Raw genomic sequence first — 18,456 nt, 5'->3', positions numbered from 1 at the left:
TGTTTTGGCACTATTCTTTTTCAAGAAAATAGAAAAACCTAGAGGAAATTTCCTCTAGGAATCATATTAATCGATTTAATTCTTTAGATTTTCTTCACCAACATTAGTTGACAAAGAGCCCGAGTTATCTCTCAGACTCAAGGAATCCGTATAAACGGTGGGAGCAGAAGCAATCCCTTCGGAAATAAGCTGAAATTCACAAAAATTTGAAGAGCAATTTTCGTGAATTCCTTCTTATTTCTCGGGATTAAACACTCCTGCCCCAACCTCTACATTCTGAGAGTTACTGCAATGATTTGCAAGCAACTCTTTTAATCATTCGAAAGAATCAAAGTACTTTTCAACTTTTTCCAATTCTTTATCATCATATTTTTCATATTTCTTTGCTTCATGAAGAATCTTTTTGATTTCGTGAATTGCTTTCTTCTCTGCAAACCATTTTTTCATTTCATGTTTTTTATCCACATCTTCATCTAATGTGTCAATTTTTTCAAGATCAGTATCAAGCTTCTCTACAGCTTCCGCAATCTTTTCAAGAACTTTATCTTCTTTTTTTTCGTAATCTGTCATGCTAAATTACCTACCTTTCTTTTATTAATATAATAGTATCACACTTCTACATTTTTGGTTAACAATGTATACCAATAATTTTGCATCAAAAACGAATATTTTTGGGAATCACACATTTCTTTGCATCAGCTCTATTATTGTTCAAATTATGATTGTAAGTTTTGCTAGCGTAATTAGCAGAAACAAAAAAGATAATCAGCTAAGGTTGGCTCTATACTGTCTGATGGTGGTAAGAACTCACCGACATCTTTTTTAATAAAAAATAATAGAAAAGGCACCCTGATATCCTTTAGAATTAAGTCGACGAAAACCAATCAAAAGGGGAAATCAAGATGTCCTATACAAATCTTATCAAAAATACCTTAGATATTCTAGACTTAAACATTACTTTCAATGAAAATTCTTTAAAAAAAGTACGCATCAAAGGACGAATCTACCACGTATTTTCTGGTACCTTGGATTATTTCGCTCACTCCTGTCCTCATTGTGGTACTAATGAAAACGGATCGATTATTCTTTGGAGTTTTATAACCTGTCTGTCTGATTTTTTTACTACTTGTTCTTTAAACGCTGTTGGATTCCCACCTTTGATCCGGTTCAATAGATTAGTGAATTGTAAAAAAGACGCCTCTTATTCATCCTTTTCATCGACTACTCCATCTGCTTCTAGTTGTAGATACACGATTTTACTAGTCTTAGTTTGGATCTTAGAAACGACCCAAATCAAGGCACTAATTTGTTATTCTTACTCCTGATTCAATACTTCGTCTTGCATCATCCCACTCGCTTTCATAAACATATACGTCACAACAGGACCTACAAAAGTAAAGCCATGCTTTTTCATATCTTTGGCTACATTTTTAGATAGTGGCGTGACATTTGGTACTTCATATGCTTCTTCATACACATTCAACTGCGGAACACCGCCAACAAAATCCCACATATACTCAGCAAAACTACCATATTCTTTTTGTACAGCTAAAATCGCTTGCGCATTTTGGATCGTAGCATTGATTTTTCTTGGATTGCGGATCATTTCGGGATCTTGCATGATTTTCTCCACATCATCCGGCATCATCCCTGCAACTTTTTGGATGTCCATATCATGGAAGTTTCTTAAAAAAACCTCTAATTTCCCAGCTGCTGCTTTCCAACTTAAACCAGCTTGAAAGGTTCCTACCGTTAACAAGATAAAAAGGAATCGATCATCATGTGTGGGGTTGCCCCACTGGTTATGGTACCAGTCGAATTTTGACGGTTGGCTCTTTTTCATATCTTTCTCCTACACATAACTTTTTGCTTATCATACCATAAAAATGAAAGGTGATAGTTTAACTATAACTAAAAATATTCTATTGACTATTAAGACGAGTGGTGATATATTTATAACCAAGTTACAAATATATCACCAGGAAGGATGTACTACTTATGAAAACTAAAATGAATCTAACTGGAAAAATCTATACAATTGAACTTTTGAGCGGAATGATTTTTTACAGCATAGGAATTCTATTTATTACGCCACCAACAACTCCAGAAATCACAAAATATCTAGCAATAGGTTTAATGATTCTTGTCTTGTTAATAATAATGGTCGTAACTATTCTTACTAATACGGAAAAACTGGATGAACGTGCATTAAATAATTTTTATAAATCTAGTAACATAACTTTTTTCTTCATTTTAATAGTTTTACTTATAGGAGGAGTAATCACACAGTTTATCCCAATAGACATTAAACTTTCAACTTCTATAATTTCATTTATACTCGCTGTAGTTCTAATACTTCATGGTTCAACCTTTAGATCCTTAGAAATATCAGGTAAATAACTCATGGGCAAAATAGAAACTACTTTAAAACAATACAGAGAAGAAAAAGGTCTCACTCAAAAAGAACTTGCGGAAAAGGTTGGTGTTCGACGGGAAACTATCCTTCATTTAGAAAACAACAGATATAATCCATCCTTAGAGCTAGCTCTGGAAATAGCAAGTGTATTTGGTGTAACTGTTGAAGCACTATTCAAATTAAAATAGCGAATCTCTAAATCCACTAGTAATACTAAAAAGCCATGTAAAATTTGCACGACTTTTTAGTATTACTTCTTAATTTTCTTCATTCCTTCAAAAAACTAATCCAACAAATTCATCATTGCTTTTGAAATATCGATAGCTTTCAATCTATAAATTTCTTTTAAAAACGCTATCTTACCCACTTGACCAAACTGTTCCTTTATCCCGATTCGTTTCATTTTTACCGGATGATTTTCAGCAACGATCTCAGCTACCGCACTCCCTAATCCACCGATCACATTGTGATTCTCTGCCGTTACGATCGGTCCTAGTTTGGCTGCTTCGATCACGATATCTTCATTCATTGGTTTGATTCTAAATAAGTCAATCACTTGAACTGAAATTCCTTGTTTCTCTAAATCGTCGGCTGCTTGAAGGGCTTCTTCTACCATAATGCCACTAGCAAAAATCGTCCCTTGTGTTCCCTCTTTCAACTTGTAGTAACCTTTAGAAAAATCTTCCTTTCCATTATAAAGTGGTTTTGCTTGTTTACGAATCGTTCGAATGTAAAACAATCCTTCAGCCGTATGTGCATATTCTAACATCGCTTTAAACTGATACGGATCTGATACTTCATAAATATGATTGTTTGGAATGACCCGCATCAATGCAAGATCTTCAAATGGCATATGGGTTCCACCATTCATCTCAGCCGTTACACCAGGATCTGTTCCCACGATGACAGCATGATTTTGAGCATAACCGAGTGACAGGAAAACTTGATCAAAGGAACGTCTCGTTGCAAATGGCGCAAACGTATGGATAAATGGAATAAACCCCGTTACAGCCAAACCAGCGGCTGCCCCCATTTCTTCTGCCTCCATGATCCCCACATTAATGTATCGTTTACCTAGTTGCTCTTTCAATTTACTGGTTCCCATTGAACTCGCTAAATCTGCCTCTAAAGCGACAACTCTCTGATCTTTTTCTGCTAATGCTAGAATTGTTTTTGTATAGACTTGCCTCATCTCTAAGTCTTTCATCCCTGATTCACCTCGATTTTTTTAGCCAACTTGGCGATGGCTTCTTTAATTGCTTTTTGACCAGCTTCATCTGGTCGAACATGATGATTGTCTACTAATGTTTCAAAATAAGGAATACCTTGCCCTTTTACTGTCTCTAAAACGATCGCTGTTGGTTTTCCCTTTAGCTGTTTCGCTTGAACCATTGCTGCTTCAATCGCATCAACATCGCTACCATCTACACGCCAACTGCTAAAACCAAAGGCCCGCATTTTTTCGACAAAATCAAACGGATCACAAATATCAGTTGTATAACCGTCTAATTGTTTCTTATTATCATCGATCAATACAATCAAATGATCCAACTTCTGATGTGCCGCAAATTGAAAGGCTTCCCAGCATTGTCCTTCATTTAATTCTCCGTCACCCACAATCGCAAAAGTATAATTCTCTTTGCTCAACAATTGATTGCCTTTCGCAATTCCTGTCGCAGCTGATATTCCTTGCCCAAGAGATCCTGTCGTCATATCGACACCTGGCGTTTTGATTCGATCTGGATGAGAGGGTAAATTAGTGCCATTTTGATTTAGACTAAAAAGGAACGCTTCATCAAAATAGCCTTTTAAAAACAATGTAGCATACAGCGCAGGTCCCGCATGTCCTTTTGATAAGACCAAATAATCACGGTCTGGATCATCTTTTCTTTCTGGTGAAACATTCAAGACCTTTTCATATAAAACAGCCAACGTTTCAACGATAGACAAGCTACCACCAAAATGACCAAAACCTAAATTATCCAGCTCCCGCATTGTATAATAACGAATTTGATCCGCAAACTTCTGTGTATCCATTATGCTACCTCCTTCGTTTCACTTCTCTTTTTCTTGCCGAAAACCGTTAACCCGATCAACAACGCCAAGACCGCCAACACTCCAGCAATGACTGCGATTTGACCGCCCATATCAGCTAATTTTCCAAGGAAGATCCCTGTCACACCATAATCTGTATCAGAAAAAGTAGAGCCTTGGAAACCTAAATCGCCCATAACAGGCATTAATAAAATCGGCATAAAACTAATGATCACCCCATGAATAAACGAACCCACAACCGCTCCTCGAACACCACCTGTAGCATTTCCGAAAACGCCAGCCGTCGCACCACAGAAGAAATGTGGTACCACACCTGGAATAATTACAGTCGTACCAGTTGCGATCATAATAAACAAGCTCACGATCCCACCAACAAAACTAGTTAAAAAACCAATCAAAACAGCATTTGGTGCATAAGGAAAAACGATTGGGCAATCCAATGCTGGAATCGAATTTGGCACTAATTTTTCAGAAATCCCTTTAAACGCGGGTACGATTTCAGCTAAAATCAATCGAACCCCTGCCAAGATCACAAACACGCCAGCAGCAAACATCCCTGCTTGCTGCAAGGCATAAATAATGTAATTCGTTCCATTACTAAGATTTTCAGCAATAAACTCATTTCCTGCAAATAAGGCTACGATCGTATACACAATCCCCATCGTCAGCGTGATACTAACCGTTGAATCACGCAAGAATGACAAGCCTTTTGGAAAATTGATATCTTCGGTTGATTTTTCTTTATTTCCTACATATTTTCCGATGAATCCACTAAGCGCATAGCCAAAATTTCCTGTATGGCCCAAAGCCACTGAATCATTTTTAGTGATCTGTTTGGTAAACGGCTGAGCAATCGCAGGGAAAATCGTATTCGCTAACCCTAATGCCAACCCACCAACTAAAACTAACGGTACCGCGCTCAATTTTGTCACACTCATAATGACGGCAATCATACAGGCCATATAAAGAGTGGCATGACCTGTTAAATAGATATATTTAAATTTGGTTATGCGCGCAATCAATATATTGAACGCCATTCCTGCTAACATAATAAGTGCTGTATACGTGCCATACTTGGTCAACGCCAACGCAACGATCGCTTCATTATTTGGCACTACACCTTGCATGTTAAACGCATGCTGGAACATTTCTCCAAAGGGCGCTAATGAGCCCTCGATCACACCTGCTCCAGCTGTTACCACTAAAAACCCAACAAAGGTTTTGATTCCGCCACGAACAACATCTGAAATCGGCTTTTTCTGTAACCCTAAGCCAAGAACAGCGATCAATGCTACTAAAATTGCTGGCGTACTTGCAATATCGATCAATATATTTAAGATACTATTCATATTTTTCTCCTACCTTCTTTAGACTTTAGAGCAATCCTTCTTCAACACAGACAGCTTTCACTTTTTCTCTCAACTCATCCATATCGATGATGCTATCTAACACAACCACATTCCCTAAATGCTGCGCACTATCTGCTAAATCCCCACCAACAAAAAAGACATCTGCCAAATCAGGTGTGGCGCTCCCCATATCATAATGCGCTACCTCAACCCCTGTTACCTCTAATTCATTCAATACACTATTGATATTCATTTCCACCATAAAACTAGATCCTAATCCAGATCCACAAACGGCTGCCATTTTCATAATGATTCTCCTTCCTTTAATAACTGAATAATTGTTGCCTGGTCTTTTGCAGTTAATAATTTTTCCAAATTTTCTTTATTAGATAAAATTTTAGTCAAACTTGCCAACGCTTTTAAATGCATCTCATTATCTACAGCTGCTAAACAGATAAAAATCGTAATATCGTGCTTTGGATCATCTAAGAGCAATACTGGCTCCTCTACTTTTAGAAGGGACATCCCTAATTGTTTAACCCCATCCTCGGGTCTTGCATGAGGTAAGGCGATTCCTTTACCGATATGAATAAAGGCACCGTAATCTTTGACCTTTTGGATCATTGCTTCAATATAGTCTTCTGTGATTTTGCCTTTATTTTTCAAAGGTTGGGCTGCATAAGCGATTGCTTCTTCCCACGTTAATTTTTTATCCGTCAACTGAATCATCTCTGTCGTTAGCAACTCTGATAGCATTGGCTTCTCATCTTCTTTCACTTTTAATTTCTTGATCATTTTTCGATTTAAGATCCGGTACATTTTTTCTTTAGTAACGCCTCTTTTTAATTCGATATACGGTAATAACGTTTCAATAATTTCGTCTATGGATGGAACAACGATTCCCGGAATCAATAGGTCTTCTTGCACAGAACGAATCAAATTATTCTTTTCCAATTGTGACATGATGGGATTGACCAGATAATTTTTCTTGGAGGTGTCTAACGGAACACTGGAAAAAATCACGTCATAATCAGATTCAGAAATACTTTCAAGTTGATCAACGGTTGTGGTTAAACTAAAATCAATCGTTGGGAAAAGTTCCTTCAATTCTGACTGCATGATCAAAGACGAACTGATACCGCTTGGACACAGTACCAACGCCTTATAGCGGATCACTCGATTTAATTCTCGCTGATTGCCGATTTCACCACCGAATAAAATCGTAAAATAGCCAACTTCTTCATCGGGAATTTTTTTACCGATCAACACTTCCAAAGGATGTAAGGCTGTTTTTGTCAAGGTGAACAATTCCCCATATTGTTCTTTGATTTCCTCGGTCAGCACATTTGCCAGTGCAAAATGGTACTTGATTCTAAAAAAAGCTGGTACCAAATGATAAAAAAGATCAAGTAATAATTTTCGATAAGCTTTAAACTCAACTGCTGCCAATCGCTCCATCTCATGAATGATCTGACTCGCACATTCCAATAAAAATTCCAGTGCTGTATCGCGAATTTCTCCTTGTGTGATTGTCATAAGAATCAGCGCGAAATAGCCTTGTTCATTTTCAATAGTGACCATTTCTGGAAATTGAGCTAAAAATCGCTGACTTGCAGAAAAAGCATTTAGCTCTTTCAATATCGCTTCTGCATGACCATCCAATCGAAATGAATGTCTTTTAGTACGTCTTAAAACATAAGCCATAAAGTAAATCGTTTCTTCGATTCGGCTTGGCACAATGACCAGTTCACTCGCTTTGATGGTTTCAAATAGATAAGAACGAACATCTGCTTCAAAAATTTTGGAATATTTCATCAAACCCTTTTTTAGGCCCCATTTCCCTGGAATCGATGCTACTAATTTAGAGATCATTTGATGTGCCTGAATCCGAATCTGTGCTTCGCGACCGAGTAAATAAAAACCAGTTTTGCGTGAATATTCCAACGTGATTTGTTGCTTAGCTAAATAGAAGCGCAACTTTTTGATATCTGCCAAAATCGTATTTTTACTCACTCGAAAAAATTCTTGATAATGATAAACAGACAGGTCCTCTTCAGCAATAAACGTCAAAAGATAAAGCAATGCTTGTCTTTCGTGTTCTGAATAGAAGATTTCTGTTTCCTGTACCCCAAAATGAAGTTCCAACCACTTATCCGATACTTGTTTAGTAAAATAAATTTTATCTTCTTCCCAACAAATTTGTGCGTAGGAAAATCGCTGCAGCTGCTCATTGAGTTTCCCTAATTGATCGATTACTGCTTCTGTAGACAATCCTGTGATCTCACTGATTTCTTGAATGGTGTAACCCACTCTTTGTACCCTATTGATAAGATAACTCATTCGATAATCAATCATCTTGTTCCTCCTGTACTCACTATATAATGTAAACGCTACAAATCAAAGAAACGTTGGGTCTAATCTGTATTTGACTTTTCAAAATGATTGGACTCAATTAAAAAATAACAAAATAGCTATGAAAGTCAATGAACTACTGACTTCATAACTATTTTGTTATTTTTTAACTATTTCTATGCATGTTCAAATGGTAGGCTTCTCTATTTTTTTGTATGCTACAACTTTTGAATGTTTATTTTCAGCGATTTCTTTTGCTCTTTTTAAAGCATGCTCTTTTGTATCGAACGAGGCAGTTGCTTTCTCCGCATTTTTAGTCTGAACATACCACTGATTTTCCCTGTAATAAACTAAAACATCGTTGTCTAAAAAGTCCGCATTCATTTTTTTATCGCTATGTTGATCTGTCTTTTTTGGATCAGCTTCTTTTTTTAGAGCAGCTTTTTCTGTAGCCGTTGCCTCATCTAACCACTTCTTAGCTTGGGAAATAGCAATTGGGATCGCTCTGTCTTCTGGGTAGCCTTCACTGACTAGCGCATTAGCGATTTCAATGGTTTTCTTTTTTAGTAACGGTGCAAAATTTTTGAACGAACTGGGATAATCCTTTAAATCCCATGGCATCATTCTTCATCTCCTTAAATCATAAGATTAGTTAAGCAAAGAAGCTGCCTCCTGTAATTGAATAGACTTGTCCGGTAACATAACTTGCCTCATTAGATGCTAAAAATACATAAACAGCAGCTAATTCAGCTGGTTGACCTGCTCTACCGATCAATTCTTGTTGACCAAATTCAGGTATTTTTTCAGCAGGCTGTCCACCACAAATTTGTAAGGCCGTCCAGATTGGCCCTGGGGCAACTGTGTTCACACGGATTCCTGAGGCAGCTAATTGCGCAGCCAGGCCTTTACTAAATGAAGTGATTGCGCCTTTTGTTGCGGCGTAATCTAATAAGTTTGAACTTGGCTCAGCACTTTGAATCGAAGTCGTTGTGATGATACTACCGCCTTTTGGCAAATAATCTAACGCTTCTTGAACGGCCCAATACATCGAGATGATATTGGTCGTATAGGTATCCATAATTTGTTGTGTTGATAAATCTTTGATTTTTGCTACTGATTGCTGCATGCCAGCATTTAATACTAAAATATCTAAACCACCAAGTTTTTCAGCAGCCTCATGAATGAGTTTTCGCGTAAATGTTTCCTCTTTTAAATCACCTGGTACTAATACGGCTTTACGCCCTTGAGCTTCAATCAGTGTTTTGACTTCCTTAGCATCCGCTTCTTCAAAAGGTAAATAGTTGATTGCCACATCTGCTCCCTCTCTAGCGTATGCAATCGCTGCAGCTCGCCCGATCCCGGAATCGCCACCTGTGATTAGTGCTTTACGTCCAGTCAATTTTCCCGATCCTTGATAAGAGGACTCACCACAATCAGGTATAGGGTTCATCTTTTGTTGTAATGCGGGTGCTTCTTGCGCTTGTTTTTCAAATTTCCCGTCATAGAATCTTGTCAACGGATTTTCAATCTTGTCTGTCATCTTGATTCCTCCTCTAAATTTGTTCTCAACATAAAAGTAACAAGTAGCTTACTCTTTTACACTAATACAAATAATGAACAATGCCAAATCATATGTTTTGCTATAAATATACTTTTTAACAGCGGTTCCTTGGCTTATATGAAAAAAAACATTATAATTAGGAGGTACAAGCGAATCTATTTATAAAAAATAGGTCTTAAGATGGATGTTTGAACATTTCAAAAGTATTACAATATCATTACCATCTAGTTTCATAAACTAGTTACACTTTATGAGGAGGAAATAACTATGAAAAATGGTAAAACAAAATTTGGATTGATTGCATTGATCGTCATCGTTTTAATCGGCATCTTTGGCATCAGTCAATACAATGGATTAGCAAAGAAAGAACAATCGGTTGAATCCCAATGGAGCCAAGTAGAAAATGTGATGCAACGTAGAGCTGATTTAGTGCCTAACTTGGTCAATAGTGTAAAAGGTAGTATGCAACAAGAGCAACAAGTTTTTGGAGATATTGCAAAAGCTCGTGAAGCATACGGTTCTGCCAATAATGACTCTGACAAAATCAAAGCTAGTCAAGAACTAGACCAATCAGTAGGTACTTTGATCAATGTCATCAATGAAAATTATCCTGAACTAAAATCAAATGATAATGTTCAAACCTTAATGACTCAATTAGAAGGAACGGAAAATCGTATTTCAGTTGAGCGTAAACGGTACAATGACGTTGTGAAAGAATATAATGAACAAGTTGTTTCATTCCCTAAAAATATTTTTGCTAATATAATGGGCTTAGGTAAGAAAGATTACTTCAAAGCTGACCCAACTGCTAGCTCAGTTCCTTCTGTAAATTTTGATAATTCAACCACTTCAAGTAGCGGGAAGTGATGACGAATGAAAAATTTTAGACGAGGGTTATTACCTAGTGTACTATTCTTCCTTGTCGCCTTTTTCATCAGTTTCCAAACACCAGTATTCGCGGAACAATTACCCGCTTCACCTGATCGTTTCTATTTAGATCAGCCGGGAATTCTTGATGAGACGACAAAAAAGTTAGTTGATAATAAAGGCGAACTTTATAAACAAAAATCAGAAGCGCCTCAAGTTGTTTTAGCTGTGATCAACTCAACGGATGGGGACAGCATCGACAGCTACGCCCCCGATTTGTTGAAAAAATGGAAAATTGGTAATCCTAAGGAAGATAACGGTGTTTTGATTCTCTATGCTGTCAACGGTGGGGATCGAAATGTTCGAATCGAAGTCGGCTATGGCTTAGAGGATGTCATCACAGACAGCATTGCTGGAAATATTTTACAACAAGCCAAAGACGATTTGAAGTCAAGTAATGATGCTTCGATCAATAAAGGACTACAATATACATTCAACGCAGTGACTACCTTGATTGACAAACATTATGAATATCCAGCAGATAAAAATGCCTTGTCCGATAGCGAATTGGAAGAAGTAGCATCTGAAGATGATACTGATTTCATGGATATTTTCGCGATTTTCATTATCCTGATTCCAATTTTATTCTTTGCCTTTGGTAAAGGAGGTCGTGGTGGCCGCGGTGGCGGTGGTCCTTGGTATTGGGGCGGCGGTGGTTACGGCGGCAGCGGTTTTGGCGGCGGCTCTTCCAGTGGCGGTGGCGGATTCGGCGGTGGCGGCGGATTCTCTGGCGGTGGCGGTTCTTCTGGAGGCGGCGGCGCAAGTATTTAAAATAAGGATCATTATTTTAATCTCTCAATTCATAAACAGAGTAAAACATTAGTTGTTTTACTCTGTTTTTTTAGGTTTCAAAGTAAAAAAAGATATTCTTAAAAAATAAAAGTATAGACATTTATATAATAAGGTGGTATATTTATTTTTGTAATCGATTGCAAAAAAATCAAAGGACTGATTATTATGAATGGTTTTATGGACTCTCTTGGAGAAAAAATTATGCCCCTAGCAAATAAGCTTGGGCAAAACAGATATCTTTCTGTGCTTCGAGATGCTTTTATGCTGTCATTTCCATTAACAATGTTTGGCTCGATCATCGTGGTCATCAATAATTTACCTTTTTTCAGTGATGCCACAAAAGGAACCCTCTCTTCACTCTTTGGCAATGGACAAAACGCAACAATGAGTATTATGGCTGTCTTTGTCACGTTTGGTATTGGCTATTATTTATCTAAATCTTATGATGTTGAAGGAATTTTTGGCGGAGCTGTTTCATTCGCAAGTTTTCTGTTATTGACTCCTTTTATGATGACACTTGAAGACGGGACAGAAGTTTCTGGTGTCTTGTCTTTAGATCGTTTAGGGGCGAAAGGAATGTTTATCGGAATGATCGCCGCTTTTCTTGCTGGCGAAATTTATTGTCGCATCACTAAAAAAGGCTGGCAAATCAAAATGCCTGACGGTGTTCCACCAGCGGTCGCTAAATCTTTTGCTGCATTGATTCCTGCCATTTTGACCTTATCTGTCTTCCTTTTCTTAAATGCTATCGTCACCGGTCTCTTTAATACAAATCTTCATGACGTTATTTATGAAATTATTCAAAAACCATTAGTTGGTTTAGGTAGTAGTTTACCTGCTACGCTCATTGCTTTATTCTTTGTTCAATTTTTGTGGTTCTTCGGGCTGCATGGACAAATTATTGTCAATTCTGTAATGGACCCCATTTGGAATACCTTAATGTTGGAAAATTTAGATGCTTATAAAGCTGGGGACAAATTGCCTCACATCATCACAAAACCATTTATGGAGACATTCACAGTGGGGCTTGGTGGTTCGGGGATGACACTCGCTGTTATTTTGATTATGGCTTTTATCATGAAGAAAAAACAATACCGCGACATAGGTCGTTTAAGCTTAGCTCCAGGAATTTTCAACGTAAATGAACCAGTCATCTTCGGTTTACCGATTGTTTTAAATGCAACCATTTTAATTCCATGGGTCTTAGCGCCTCTTATTGTAACTGTTCTGAATTATCTAGTCATGGCAGCCGGCATCATTCCAGCGCCAACCGGCGTGTCTGTTCCATGGACAGTACCGATCTTCTTCAGTGGGATGTTAGCAACCAATTCGATTTTAGGCGGGATTTTACAGCTTGTTGATCTGGTTCTTGTTGCTCTCATTTGGTATCCATTCCTACGTTTATTGGACAAAGAAAAAGAAAGTGCGATTTAATTGCACTTTCTTTTTTCTTTAATTGTCTATACATTCGCAATCAGGTACAATACAAGGGAGGAGGTCTTACTTTTATGAAACCAAAATACGAAGAAATCGCAGATACTTTGCGTGATCGAATAAAAAATAACATCTACCAAACAGATACACTTTTACCTAACCAAACAGACTTAGTGAAAGAATTCAACGTTAGCCGAATGACTATCAAAAAAGCCATCGGTATTTTAGTGATGGAAGGTCTGCTCTACTCGCAACGCGGTGCTGGAACAAAGGTGCTTAATCGCTCTTTTTGGGATAAAGACACATCTCCAGTCAATGAATATGATGGTCTTAGTAAACAAATGCATGACCGCCATAAAGAATTGAAGAGTCAGGTTATTTTATTTGAAGTAGAATTTCCTTCTCAACAAGTCCAAGATCGTCTAGCCATTTCAGCAGAACAGCCGGTTTATAAAATCATTCGTCTCAGAATTCTCGAAAACGAACCTTTTATTTTAGAACATACTTATATGCCTTGTGATTTGATCCCTGGTTTAACGACAGATATTTTAAAAAAGTCTATTTACACTTATATCAAAGACCAACTATCGCTTGATTTTGCTGGTGCCTATCGAAACATCCAAGCGGATAAGTCTGATCAATATGATCAAACATACTTAAACTGTAAAATAGATGATCCTGTTCTTGAGGTGCAACAAGTCGTATACTCAAAAGACGGACGACCGATTGAATTTTCCTGTAGTAGAAATCGATACGATCAACGTAGCTACTCTGTTTTAAACGTTGACTATAATTAAAAAAGGATAAAGCATAACGAAACCGCCGTTTTGCTTTATCCTTTTAATTATTTGTTATCTAGCGTATTCGTTTGCGCAATTGTTTTAAACCAATGACCTGATTTCTTGATTGTTTTAATTTGCGTGTGGATATTGGTAGAAATCAATCCATAACGATTTTTATAGGCATTTGCCCAAGACCAACAATCGATTGGTGTCCATAAATGATAGCCAAAGCAATTAGAGCCTTCTTTAATTCCTTGGTGAACCCATTCTAAATGTTCTCGAATAAAGTCAATTCGATAATCATCCTCAACTACACCAGCTTCGTTCATAAAGCGTTCTTCATTTGATATACCCATGCCATTTTCAGAAACAAACCAGGCAATATTTTTATAGTTATCACGAATGTTGATCGCAATATCATATAGTGCTTTAGGGTAAATTTCCCAACCACGATCAATGTTCATGCGACGACCAGGCATATTAAACTCATCAAAATAGCGATTTGGCAGCCATGCACCTACACTGTTTGGTGCTACGTCGGGTGCTTTTACACGATTCGGATGATAGAAATTGACTCCTAAAACATCGATCGTATTTTCTTTGATCACCGCTAATTCTTCTGGCGTACTTTCCCAAAGAACCCCATCTTTTCTAAATAGTTCGACTAATTCCTTTGGAAACTCTCCGTGTACTGCTGTATCTAAAAACATTCGATTATTAAATAACTCAGCAATGTTCGCTGCGGCTAAATCTTCTGGTGAATCAGAGGCTGGGTAAGTTGGTGTTAAATTCAAGATGATCCCGATTCTTGCGCCATCATTTTGCAACCCCATTTTTCTAAAAGCTTGAATCGCTTTAGCAGAAGCTAAATTCAAGTTATACGCTACTTGTACCGCTTTTTTTCCATCCACGATTTTTGGATAATGGAATTGATGTAAATATTCTCCTTCAACGACAACGATCGGTTCATTATGGGTAAACCAATCTTTGACACGATCTCCGAATAATTTGAAACATTTTTCCGCTAACTTCACATATAAATCTACCACATGTTTTGATTCCCACCCGCCATACTTATCATATAGAGCTACTGGTAAATCAAAATGATGTAGATTCATTATAGGACGAATACCTGCTGAAATAAACTCATCGATAACGGCATTATAAAAACGGACAGCATCTTCATTGACTGCTCCAGTTTCAAAGTCATCTACCAAACGTGTCCATTGAATCGAAGTCCGCACGCTGTTTAAACCAACTTCTTTCATTAATGCGATATCTTCTTTAAAGCTATTGTAAAAATTGGAAGTCACATCTGGTCCAACTTGGTCATAGAAATCAGTTGGTTCGATTTCATACCAGTAATCAAACACATTCGCATGTTTTTTATTGAATCTACCTTCACTTTGTGGCCCGGATGTCGCTGCACCCCACCAAAAATTATCTGGAAATACCTTTTGCATTTCAGTCCCTACTCTCATTATATAATGGTCATCTATTTTAATTATAAAGCTACAACCATAAAATGTCTATACTTTTCAAAATAAAGTATATAAAAAAAGGCAAAACTGAATTGATTTGCCTTTAAACAATTAAACTAAATTATTAACTGCTTTTGTGTATTGTAATAACTTTTGTAAGCTAAATACGTTGCAATAACCGAACCAATGCTCGTTGCAGACAGCAACATGAACGTAACCATAATTTGATATTTGATGGCATGAACTGGATCAACACCGGCAAAAATCAATCCTGACATCATCCCAGGCAAGCTGACGATTCCAACCGTCTTAGCAGAATCAATCGTTGGGGCCATACCCGTTCGAATACTCGCACGCACGATGTCGCGTGAAGCTAGTTTGATATCTGCACCTAAAGCTAATTTTTCAAGAACGGCCTGACGTTGATCATGAAATAAACTATCCATATTACGATAGCATAAGCCGATAGCGATCATCGCGTTACTTGCGATCATACCACTGATAGGAATAATTTGAGAGGGTGTAAATTGAATCGCTCCTGAAAGAACTAAAACACCAATTGTTACCCCTGTACTGCAAGCGATCGCCAACAAAGAAATCAAAAAACCGTTTTTCAAATGATTACTCCGCTTACCAGCATTGAGTGCCGCATTGATGATAATGACGCCAACCATTACAATCGTTAATAGTTTGCTATTGACTTGAAAGACATATTTAAGTAAATAACCGACTAAGATCAATTGAATGATCGCTCGAAAAACGCTAATGATAATATCCTTAGTAAACCCTAATTTTTCTTTATAACTGATCAATAAAGCGACAAACACCAACATCGCTGCAAATAATAAGGAAAGATCGTTCACTGCTAAATTCATTGCCCTTCCTCCAATCTACCTGCTACGATTTTCTTCACAACAGTCGATTGCGTTATTTCTTCTGTATCATGAGTCACACGAATCAACGTAATATTCTGTTCTTGATTCAATCGCAATAACCACTGATTGACAATTCGCTTACTTTTTTCATCTAAGCCTGCCGTTACTTCATCTAGAAGTAAAACTTCGGGTAGAAATATCACATTACGGATCAATGCCACTCGTTGTTTTTCACCACCAGATAATTCAGTGATTTTCTTATCCAAATATGACTTTGGTAATTCAACTTGTTCCAAAAGAGTCAACACATGGCTTTCCTGAAATGCTTGTTTGCGAACCTCATAAGGAAATACAAAATTATCCCTTACCGTTTCGCCAAATAAAGTTGGTTGCTGAAAACAGTAGGATACCTGCATACGATAGCTTTCAGGTTGCAGGTTGATGATATCCTGTTCATGAAAAAGCACCTGACCATTTGTTGGTGTTATCAACGATGATAGTATTTTGAGTAAGCTACTTTTCCCACTGCCCGAAGGTCCAGTAATGGTTGTTCTGCTCCCTTTTTCAAATGATAATGTAATATCCTCTAGTATATTTTGCTTCTCAAGTTGAAAGGATACCTGATCAACTGCAATAATTTTATTCAGTCTTTCTCACTCCATTTCTTTTCGCCTTCCTTATTCTTCCTCTTCTTACTATCAAAAATCCCTGCAGCTCCGATTGCTACACCTATTGCAATTCCTAACGTTAAATTATCAAAAATCAAACCAAATGTGACGCCCAAACAAAGCCCTATTGAGATAGAACTACCATTATCCTTACTCATTCTTTCCCCTCCCGTTTCATCGTAATACTTTATAGTAACAATTAATAATTATTGAGCGTAAAAATAAGCAGTAAAGGAGAGAGAACACTAAGAAAAAGCAATAGGATTAGAAAGTAAGCAAATTTTTTCGAATAATATTTTGCCAAGCCGATCGTTATTATCATATATAAAATGGCTACTATTGCATAGATAGCTGTTCCTTTTCCTGCAAAGTCATTGTCACTGACTTTAGTTAGTATACGTAAAATACCAAATGAGATTAGCAAAGCTACTATTCCCCAAAATAGACTAAAGATTCTCTTACTATTCAAAGCTGTTACCTCCATGTTTCAATTCCCCTTTTAGAAACTGCTTGATTGAAAAATTTCTGCTATTTATACTATCTACTATTGATTTTAAACCTTTTATACATTCTTCTGTTTCAGATCAGAACTGATCCACTTCTGATAAATTTTGACTAATAACAGCTTTTCCCCCAACCAAAACTTGTTTAATTTTTTTATTGTCGGCACTAATTTCAACGATGATCTGCCCAGTCTGGTCTGAACTTAGTCGTCCTTGCTTAAAGATGTAAGATGCGTCACCTATTCTTTGAGTTGTTTGAAATAGGTAGCAAGCTAGGGCCCCGTTAGACGTTCCTGTCGCATATTCTTCTTCAATACCAACAAAAGGGGCAAAGTTGCGACAATGAATTGTGGTCTTTGCTGGAACAAAAACATGATAGCCAATAATAGCTAATTTTTTTGAGATTGCTTCTATTTCCCTTGTATTGGGCTTAATGGCTTGCAAAATAGTTGTATCTTTGACTGGAATCATTAAATCCTTTAATCCTGTTGATACGACTTTTAATGGCATCTCTTCTGAAAAATCAGTAACATCTATTCCCAAAGAACGAGCAACGGCAGCATAATCTAGTTTTTCTGTATAAAAAACCGGCAAAGCTTGTTCCATAAAAACGGTACCATCTTCCAATAGTAAAATCGTCAATTTCCCAGCTTGCGTGTGGATCGAATATTCTCCCGTAGTCAATTTTTCTAATTTCTTCAACAGACAAAATGCTGCAATGGTTGCGTGTCCACATAAGGGCACTTCAGTTCGTGGTGTAAAATAGCGTACCTTAAACTCATTCGAAGCTATGGGTTGAACAAACGCCGTTTCAGCATAGCCCAATTTGTTTGCGAGCAGTTGCATTTGCTCTGTTGACAGATGTTCTTCTTGTTTTAGTAATCTGACACCAGCTAAATTACCGCCCTGATCCTGATAAGTGAAGCTACTGACCTCAAATAGTGATTCTTTGTTTTCCACTCTAGGCTTCCTCCAGTCAAAACTTTTTCCAATCAATTTTCGATTGATTATTTCCCTATTTATACTAGTTCATACTCTCTATTCATGTCTTGTTTATTGTAAAATATAAAGAAGTATATTTACATAAATCGCATTATAATAAGTTTCTAGCTAAATATTATTTAGTATAAATAACTATATAATATTTAGCTGGATTTTCTTCGCTATTTATCAGTAAACAATCTACAAAAGAAGTGTTAAAATCCTTAGCAACTTTTTCTCCAATATATTTAGGGATTTCATCTGTATCTAAAAAATCAGA

General features: G+C 37.1%; 21 protein-coding genes and 1 pseudogene. 7 read left to right on the top strand and 15 right to left on the bottom strand.

What is annotated here, in order from left to right; translation table 11 throughout:
- Positions 1–315: 315 nt before the first annotated feature.
- Positions 316–570: a hypothetical protein gene (locus BCR24_RS08980; protein WP_069640214.1), complete on the bottom strand. Its 255-nt coding sequence runs from the start codon at positions 568–570 to the stop codon at positions 316–318.
- A 332-nt stretch (positions 571–902) separates the two neighbouring features.
- Between BCR24_RS08980 and BCR24_RS17100 the strand changes: the two are divergent.
- Positions 903–1,058: pseudogene (locus BCR24_RS17100) on the top strand (ISL3 family transposase); the annotation flags it as partial.
- A 257-nt stretch (positions 1,059–1,315) separates the two neighbouring features.
- On the opposite strand, the gene BCR24_RS08975 reads toward BCR24_RS17100, so the two are convergent.
- Positions 1,316–1,843 carry a DNA-3-methyladenine glycosylase I gene (locus BCR24_RS08975; RefSeq protein ID WP_069640213.1) on the bottom strand — a complete coding sequence of 176 codons (528 nt, stop codon included), beginning with the start codon at positions 1,841–1,843 and terminating at the stop codon, positions 1,316–1,318.
- Positions 1,844–1,998: 155 nt separating this feature from the next.
- On the opposite strand from BCR24_RS08975, the gene BCR24_RS08970 reads away from it, so the two are divergent.
- A complete protein-coding gene (locus BCR24_RS08970; RefSeq protein WP_069640212.1) occupies positions 1,999–2,400 on the top strand; it encodes a hypothetical protein in 402 nt (133 codons plus the stop codon).
- Between the two features lie 3 nt (positions 2,401–2,403).
- A complete protein-coding gene (locus tag BCR24_RS08965; protein WP_069640211.1) occupies positions 2,404–2,604 on the top strand; it encodes a helix-turn-helix transcriptional regulator in 201 nt (66 codons plus the stop codon).
- A 95-nt stretch (positions 2,605–2,699) separates the two neighbouring features.
- On the opposite strand, the gene BCR24_RS08960 is transcribed toward BCR24_RS08965, so the two are convergent.
- The 7 genes from BCR24_RS08960 to BCR24_RS08930 all read right to left on the bottom strand — a co-directional run bounded on the left by BCR24_RS08960 (position 2,700) and on the right by BCR24_RS08930 (position 9,712).
- Positions 2,700–3,623, bottom strand: coding sequence for a transketolase family protein (locus BCR24_RS08960; RefSeq protein ID WP_069640210.1), 924 nt, complete (start codon positions 3,621–3,623; stop codon positions 2,700–2,702).
- On the bottom strand, positions 3,620–4,453 hold the full coding sequence (locus BCR24_RS08955) for a transketolase (RefSeq protein WP_069640209.1): 834 nt from the start codon (positions 4,451–4,453) through the stop codon (positions 3,620–3,622). Before BCR24_RS08955 ends, BCR24_RS08960 begins: the two co-directional genes overlap by 4 nt.
- On the bottom strand, positions 4,453–5,820 hold the full coding sequence (locus BCR24_RS08950) for a PTS ascorbate transporter subunit IIC (RefSeq protein WP_069640208.1): 1,368 nt from the start codon (positions 5,818–5,820) through the stop codon (positions 4,453–4,455). Before BCR24_RS08950 ends, BCR24_RS08955 begins: the two co-directional genes overlap by 1 nt.
- Positions 5,821–5,845: 25 nt before the next feature.
- On the bottom strand, positions 5,846–6,127 hold the full coding sequence (locus BCR24_RS08945; RefSeq protein WP_069640207.1) for a PTS sugar transporter subunit IIB: 282 nt from the start codon (positions 6,125–6,127) through the stop codon (positions 5,846–5,848).
- Complete coding sequence (locus BCR24_RS08940) at positions 6,124–8,175, bottom strand: BglG family transcription antiterminator (RefSeq protein ID WP_069640206.1); 2,052 nt, start codon at positions 8,173–8,175, stop codon at positions 6,124–6,126. The genes BCR24_RS08945 and BCR24_RS08940 overlap by 4 nt, the downstream gene beginning before the upstream one ends.
- A 183-nt stretch (positions 8,176–8,358) precedes the next feature.
- Complete coding sequence (locus BCR24_RS08935) at positions 8,359–8,793, bottom strand: DUF2188 domain-containing protein (protein ID WP_069640216.1); 435 nt, start codon at positions 8,791–8,793, stop codon at positions 8,359–8,361.
- Between the two features lie 31 nt (positions 8,794–8,824).
- Positions 8,825–9,712 (bottom strand): SDR family oxidoreductase, encoded by an 888-nt coding sequence (locus BCR24_RS08930; protein WP_069640205.1) that lies wholly within the window; start codon positions 9,710–9,712, stop codon positions 8,825–8,827.
- Positions 9,713–10,000: 288 nt separating this feature from the next.
- Between BCR24_RS08930 and BCR24_RS08925 the strand changes: the two genes are divergently transcribed.
- From BCR24_RS08925 to BCR24_RS08910, 4 genes are all read left to right on the top strand, one after another.
- Entirely contained in the window at positions 10,001–10,600 is a 600-nt protein-coding gene (locus BCR24_RS08925) for a LemA family protein (RefSeq protein ID WP_069640204.1), read from the top strand.
- 6 nt (positions 10,601–10,606) lie between these two features.
- Positions 10,607–11,431: a TPM domain-containing protein gene (locus tag BCR24_RS08920; protein WP_069640203.1), complete on the top strand. Its 825-nt coding sequence runs from the start codon at positions 10,607–10,609 to the stop codon at positions 11,429–11,431.
- Positions 11,432–11,617: 186 nt separating this feature from the next.
- A complete protein-coding gene (gene celB, locus BCR24_RS08915; protein ID WP_069640202.1) occupies positions 11,618–12,886 on the top strand; it encodes a PTS cellobiose transporter subunit IIC in 1,269 nt (422 codons plus the stop codon).
- 74 nt (positions 12,887–12,960) lie between these two features.
- Entirely contained in the window at positions 12,961–13,683 is a 723-nt protein-coding gene (locus BCR24_RS08910; protein ID WP_069640201.1) for a GntR family transcriptional regulator, read from the top strand.
- Between the two features lie 47 nt (positions 13,684–13,730).
- Here BCR24_RS08910 and BCR24_RS08905 read toward each other — a convergent pair whose 3' ends face one another.
- The 6 genes from BCR24_RS08905 to BCR24_RS08880 form a co-directional block, all read right to left on the bottom strand.
- Entirely contained in the window at positions 13,731–15,131 is a 1,401-nt protein-coding gene (locus tag BCR24_RS08905) for a glycoside hydrolase family 1 protein (protein ID WP_069640200.1), read from the bottom strand.
- A 134-nt stretch (positions 15,132–15,265) separates the two neighbouring features.
- A complete protein-coding gene (locus BCR24_RS08900) occupies positions 15,266–16,024 on the bottom strand; it encodes an ABC transporter permease (protein WP_069640199.1) in 759 nt (252 codons plus the stop codon).
- Positions 16,021–16,671 carry an ABC transporter ATP-binding protein gene (locus BCR24_RS08895; RefSeq protein WP_069640198.1) on the bottom strand — a complete coding sequence of 217 codons (651 nt, stop codon included), beginning with the start codon at positions 16,669–16,671 and terminating at the stop codon, positions 16,021–16,023. The genes BCR24_RS08900 and BCR24_RS08895 overlap by 4 nt, the downstream gene beginning before the upstream one ends.
- Positions 16,668–16,850: a glycine zipper domain-containing protein gene (locus tag BCR24_RS08890; protein ID WP_069640197.1), complete on the bottom strand. Its 183-nt coding sequence runs from the start codon at positions 16,848–16,850 to the stop codon at positions 16,668–16,670. The genes BCR24_RS08895 and BCR24_RS08890 overlap by 4 nt, the downstream gene beginning before the upstream one ends.
- A 41-nt stretch (positions 16,851–16,891) precedes the next feature.
- Positions 16,892–17,176, bottom strand: coding sequence for a hypothetical protein (locus BCR24_RS08885; protein WP_100630486.1), 285 nt, complete (start codon positions 17,174–17,176; stop codon positions 16,892–16,894).
- Positions 17,177–17,276: 100 nt separating this feature from the next.
- Positions 17,277–18,155 (bottom strand): PhzF family phenazine biosynthesis protein, encoded by an 879-nt coding sequence (locus BCR24_RS08880; protein WP_069640196.1) that lies wholly within the window; start codon positions 18,153–18,155, stop codon positions 17,277–17,279.
- Positions 18,156–18,456 lie beyond the last annotated feature (301 nt).

It is taken from the genome of Enterococcus ureilyticus, from assembly GCF_001730315.1.
Lineage (GTDB): Bacteria > Bacillota > Bacilli > Lactobacillales > Enterococcaceae > Enterococcus_L > Enterococcus_L ureilyticus.
This window is presented reverse-complemented; position numbering and strand designations above follow the sequence as displayed.

Coding starts and splice junctions, on each gene's coding strand:
- BCR24_RS08980 (WP_069640214.1), bottom strand. CDS start 570: ATGACAGATTACGAAAAAAAAGAAGATAAAGTTCTTGAAAAGATTGCG.
- BCR24_RS08975 (WP_069640213.1), bottom strand. CDS start 1,843: ATGAAAAAGAGCCAACCGTCAAAATTCGACTGGTACCATAACCAGTGG.
- BCR24_RS08970 (WP_069640212.1), top strand. CDS start 1,999: ATGAAAACTAAAATGAATCTAACTGGAAAAATCTATACAATTGAACTT.
- BCR24_RS08965 (WP_069640211.1), top strand. CDS start 2,404: ATGGGCAAAATAGAAACTACTTTAAAACAATACAGAGAAGAAAAAGGT.
- BCR24_RS08960 (WP_069640210.1), bottom strand. CDS start 3,623: ATGAAAGACTTAGAGATGAGGCAAGTCTATACAAAAACAATTCTAGCA.
- BCR24_RS08955 (WP_069640209.1), bottom strand. CDS start 4,453: ATGGATACACAGAAGTTTGCGGATCAAATTCGTTATTATACAATGCGG.
- BCR24_RS08950 (WP_069640208.1), bottom strand. CDS start 5,820: ATGAATAGTATCTTAAATATATTGATCGATATTGCAAGTACGCCAGCA.
- BCR24_RS08945 (WP_069640207.1), bottom strand. CDS start 6,127: ATGAAAATGGCAGCCGTTTGTGGATCTGGATTAGGATCTAGTTTTATG.
- BCR24_RS08940 (WP_069640206.1), bottom strand. CDS start 8,175: ATGATTGATTATCGAATGAGTTATCTTATCAATAGGGTACAAAGAGTG.
- BCR24_RS08935 (WP_069640216.1), bottom strand. CDS start 8,793: ATGCCATGGGATTTAAAGGATTATCCCAGTTCGTTCAAAAATTTTGCA.
- BCR24_RS08930 (WP_069640205.1), bottom strand. CDS start 9,712: ATGACAGACAAGATTGAAAATCCGTTGACAAGATTCTATGACGGGAAA.
- BCR24_RS08925 (WP_069640204.1), top strand. CDS start 10,001: ATGAAAAATGGTAAAACAAAATTTGGATTGATTGCATTGATCGTCATC.
- BCR24_RS08920 (WP_069640203.1), top strand. CDS start 10,607: ATGAAAAATTTTAGACGAGGGTTATTACCTAGTGTACTATTCTTCCTT.
- celB (WP_069640202.1), top strand. CDS start 11,618: ATGAATGGTTTTATGGACTCTCTTGGAGAAAAAATTATGCCCCTAGCA.
- BCR24_RS08910 (WP_069640201.1), top strand. CDS start 12,961: ATGAAACCAAAATACGAAGAAATCGCAGATACTTTGCGTGATCGAATA.
- BCR24_RS08905 (WP_069640200.1), bottom strand. CDS start 15,131: ATGCAAAAGGTATTTCCAGATAATTTTTGGTGGGGTGCAGCGACATCC.
- BCR24_RS08900 (WP_069640199.1), bottom strand. CDS start 16,024: ATGAATTTAGCAGTGAACGATCTTTCCTTATTATTTGCAGCGATGTTG.
- BCR24_RS08890 (WP_069640197.1), bottom strand. CDS start 16,850: ATGAGTAAGGATAATGGTAGTTCTATCTCAATAGGGCTTTGTTTGGGC.
- BCR24_RS08885 (WP_100630486.1), bottom strand. CDS start 17,176: ATGGAGGTAACAGCTTTGAATAGTAAGAGAATCTTTAGTCTATTTTGG.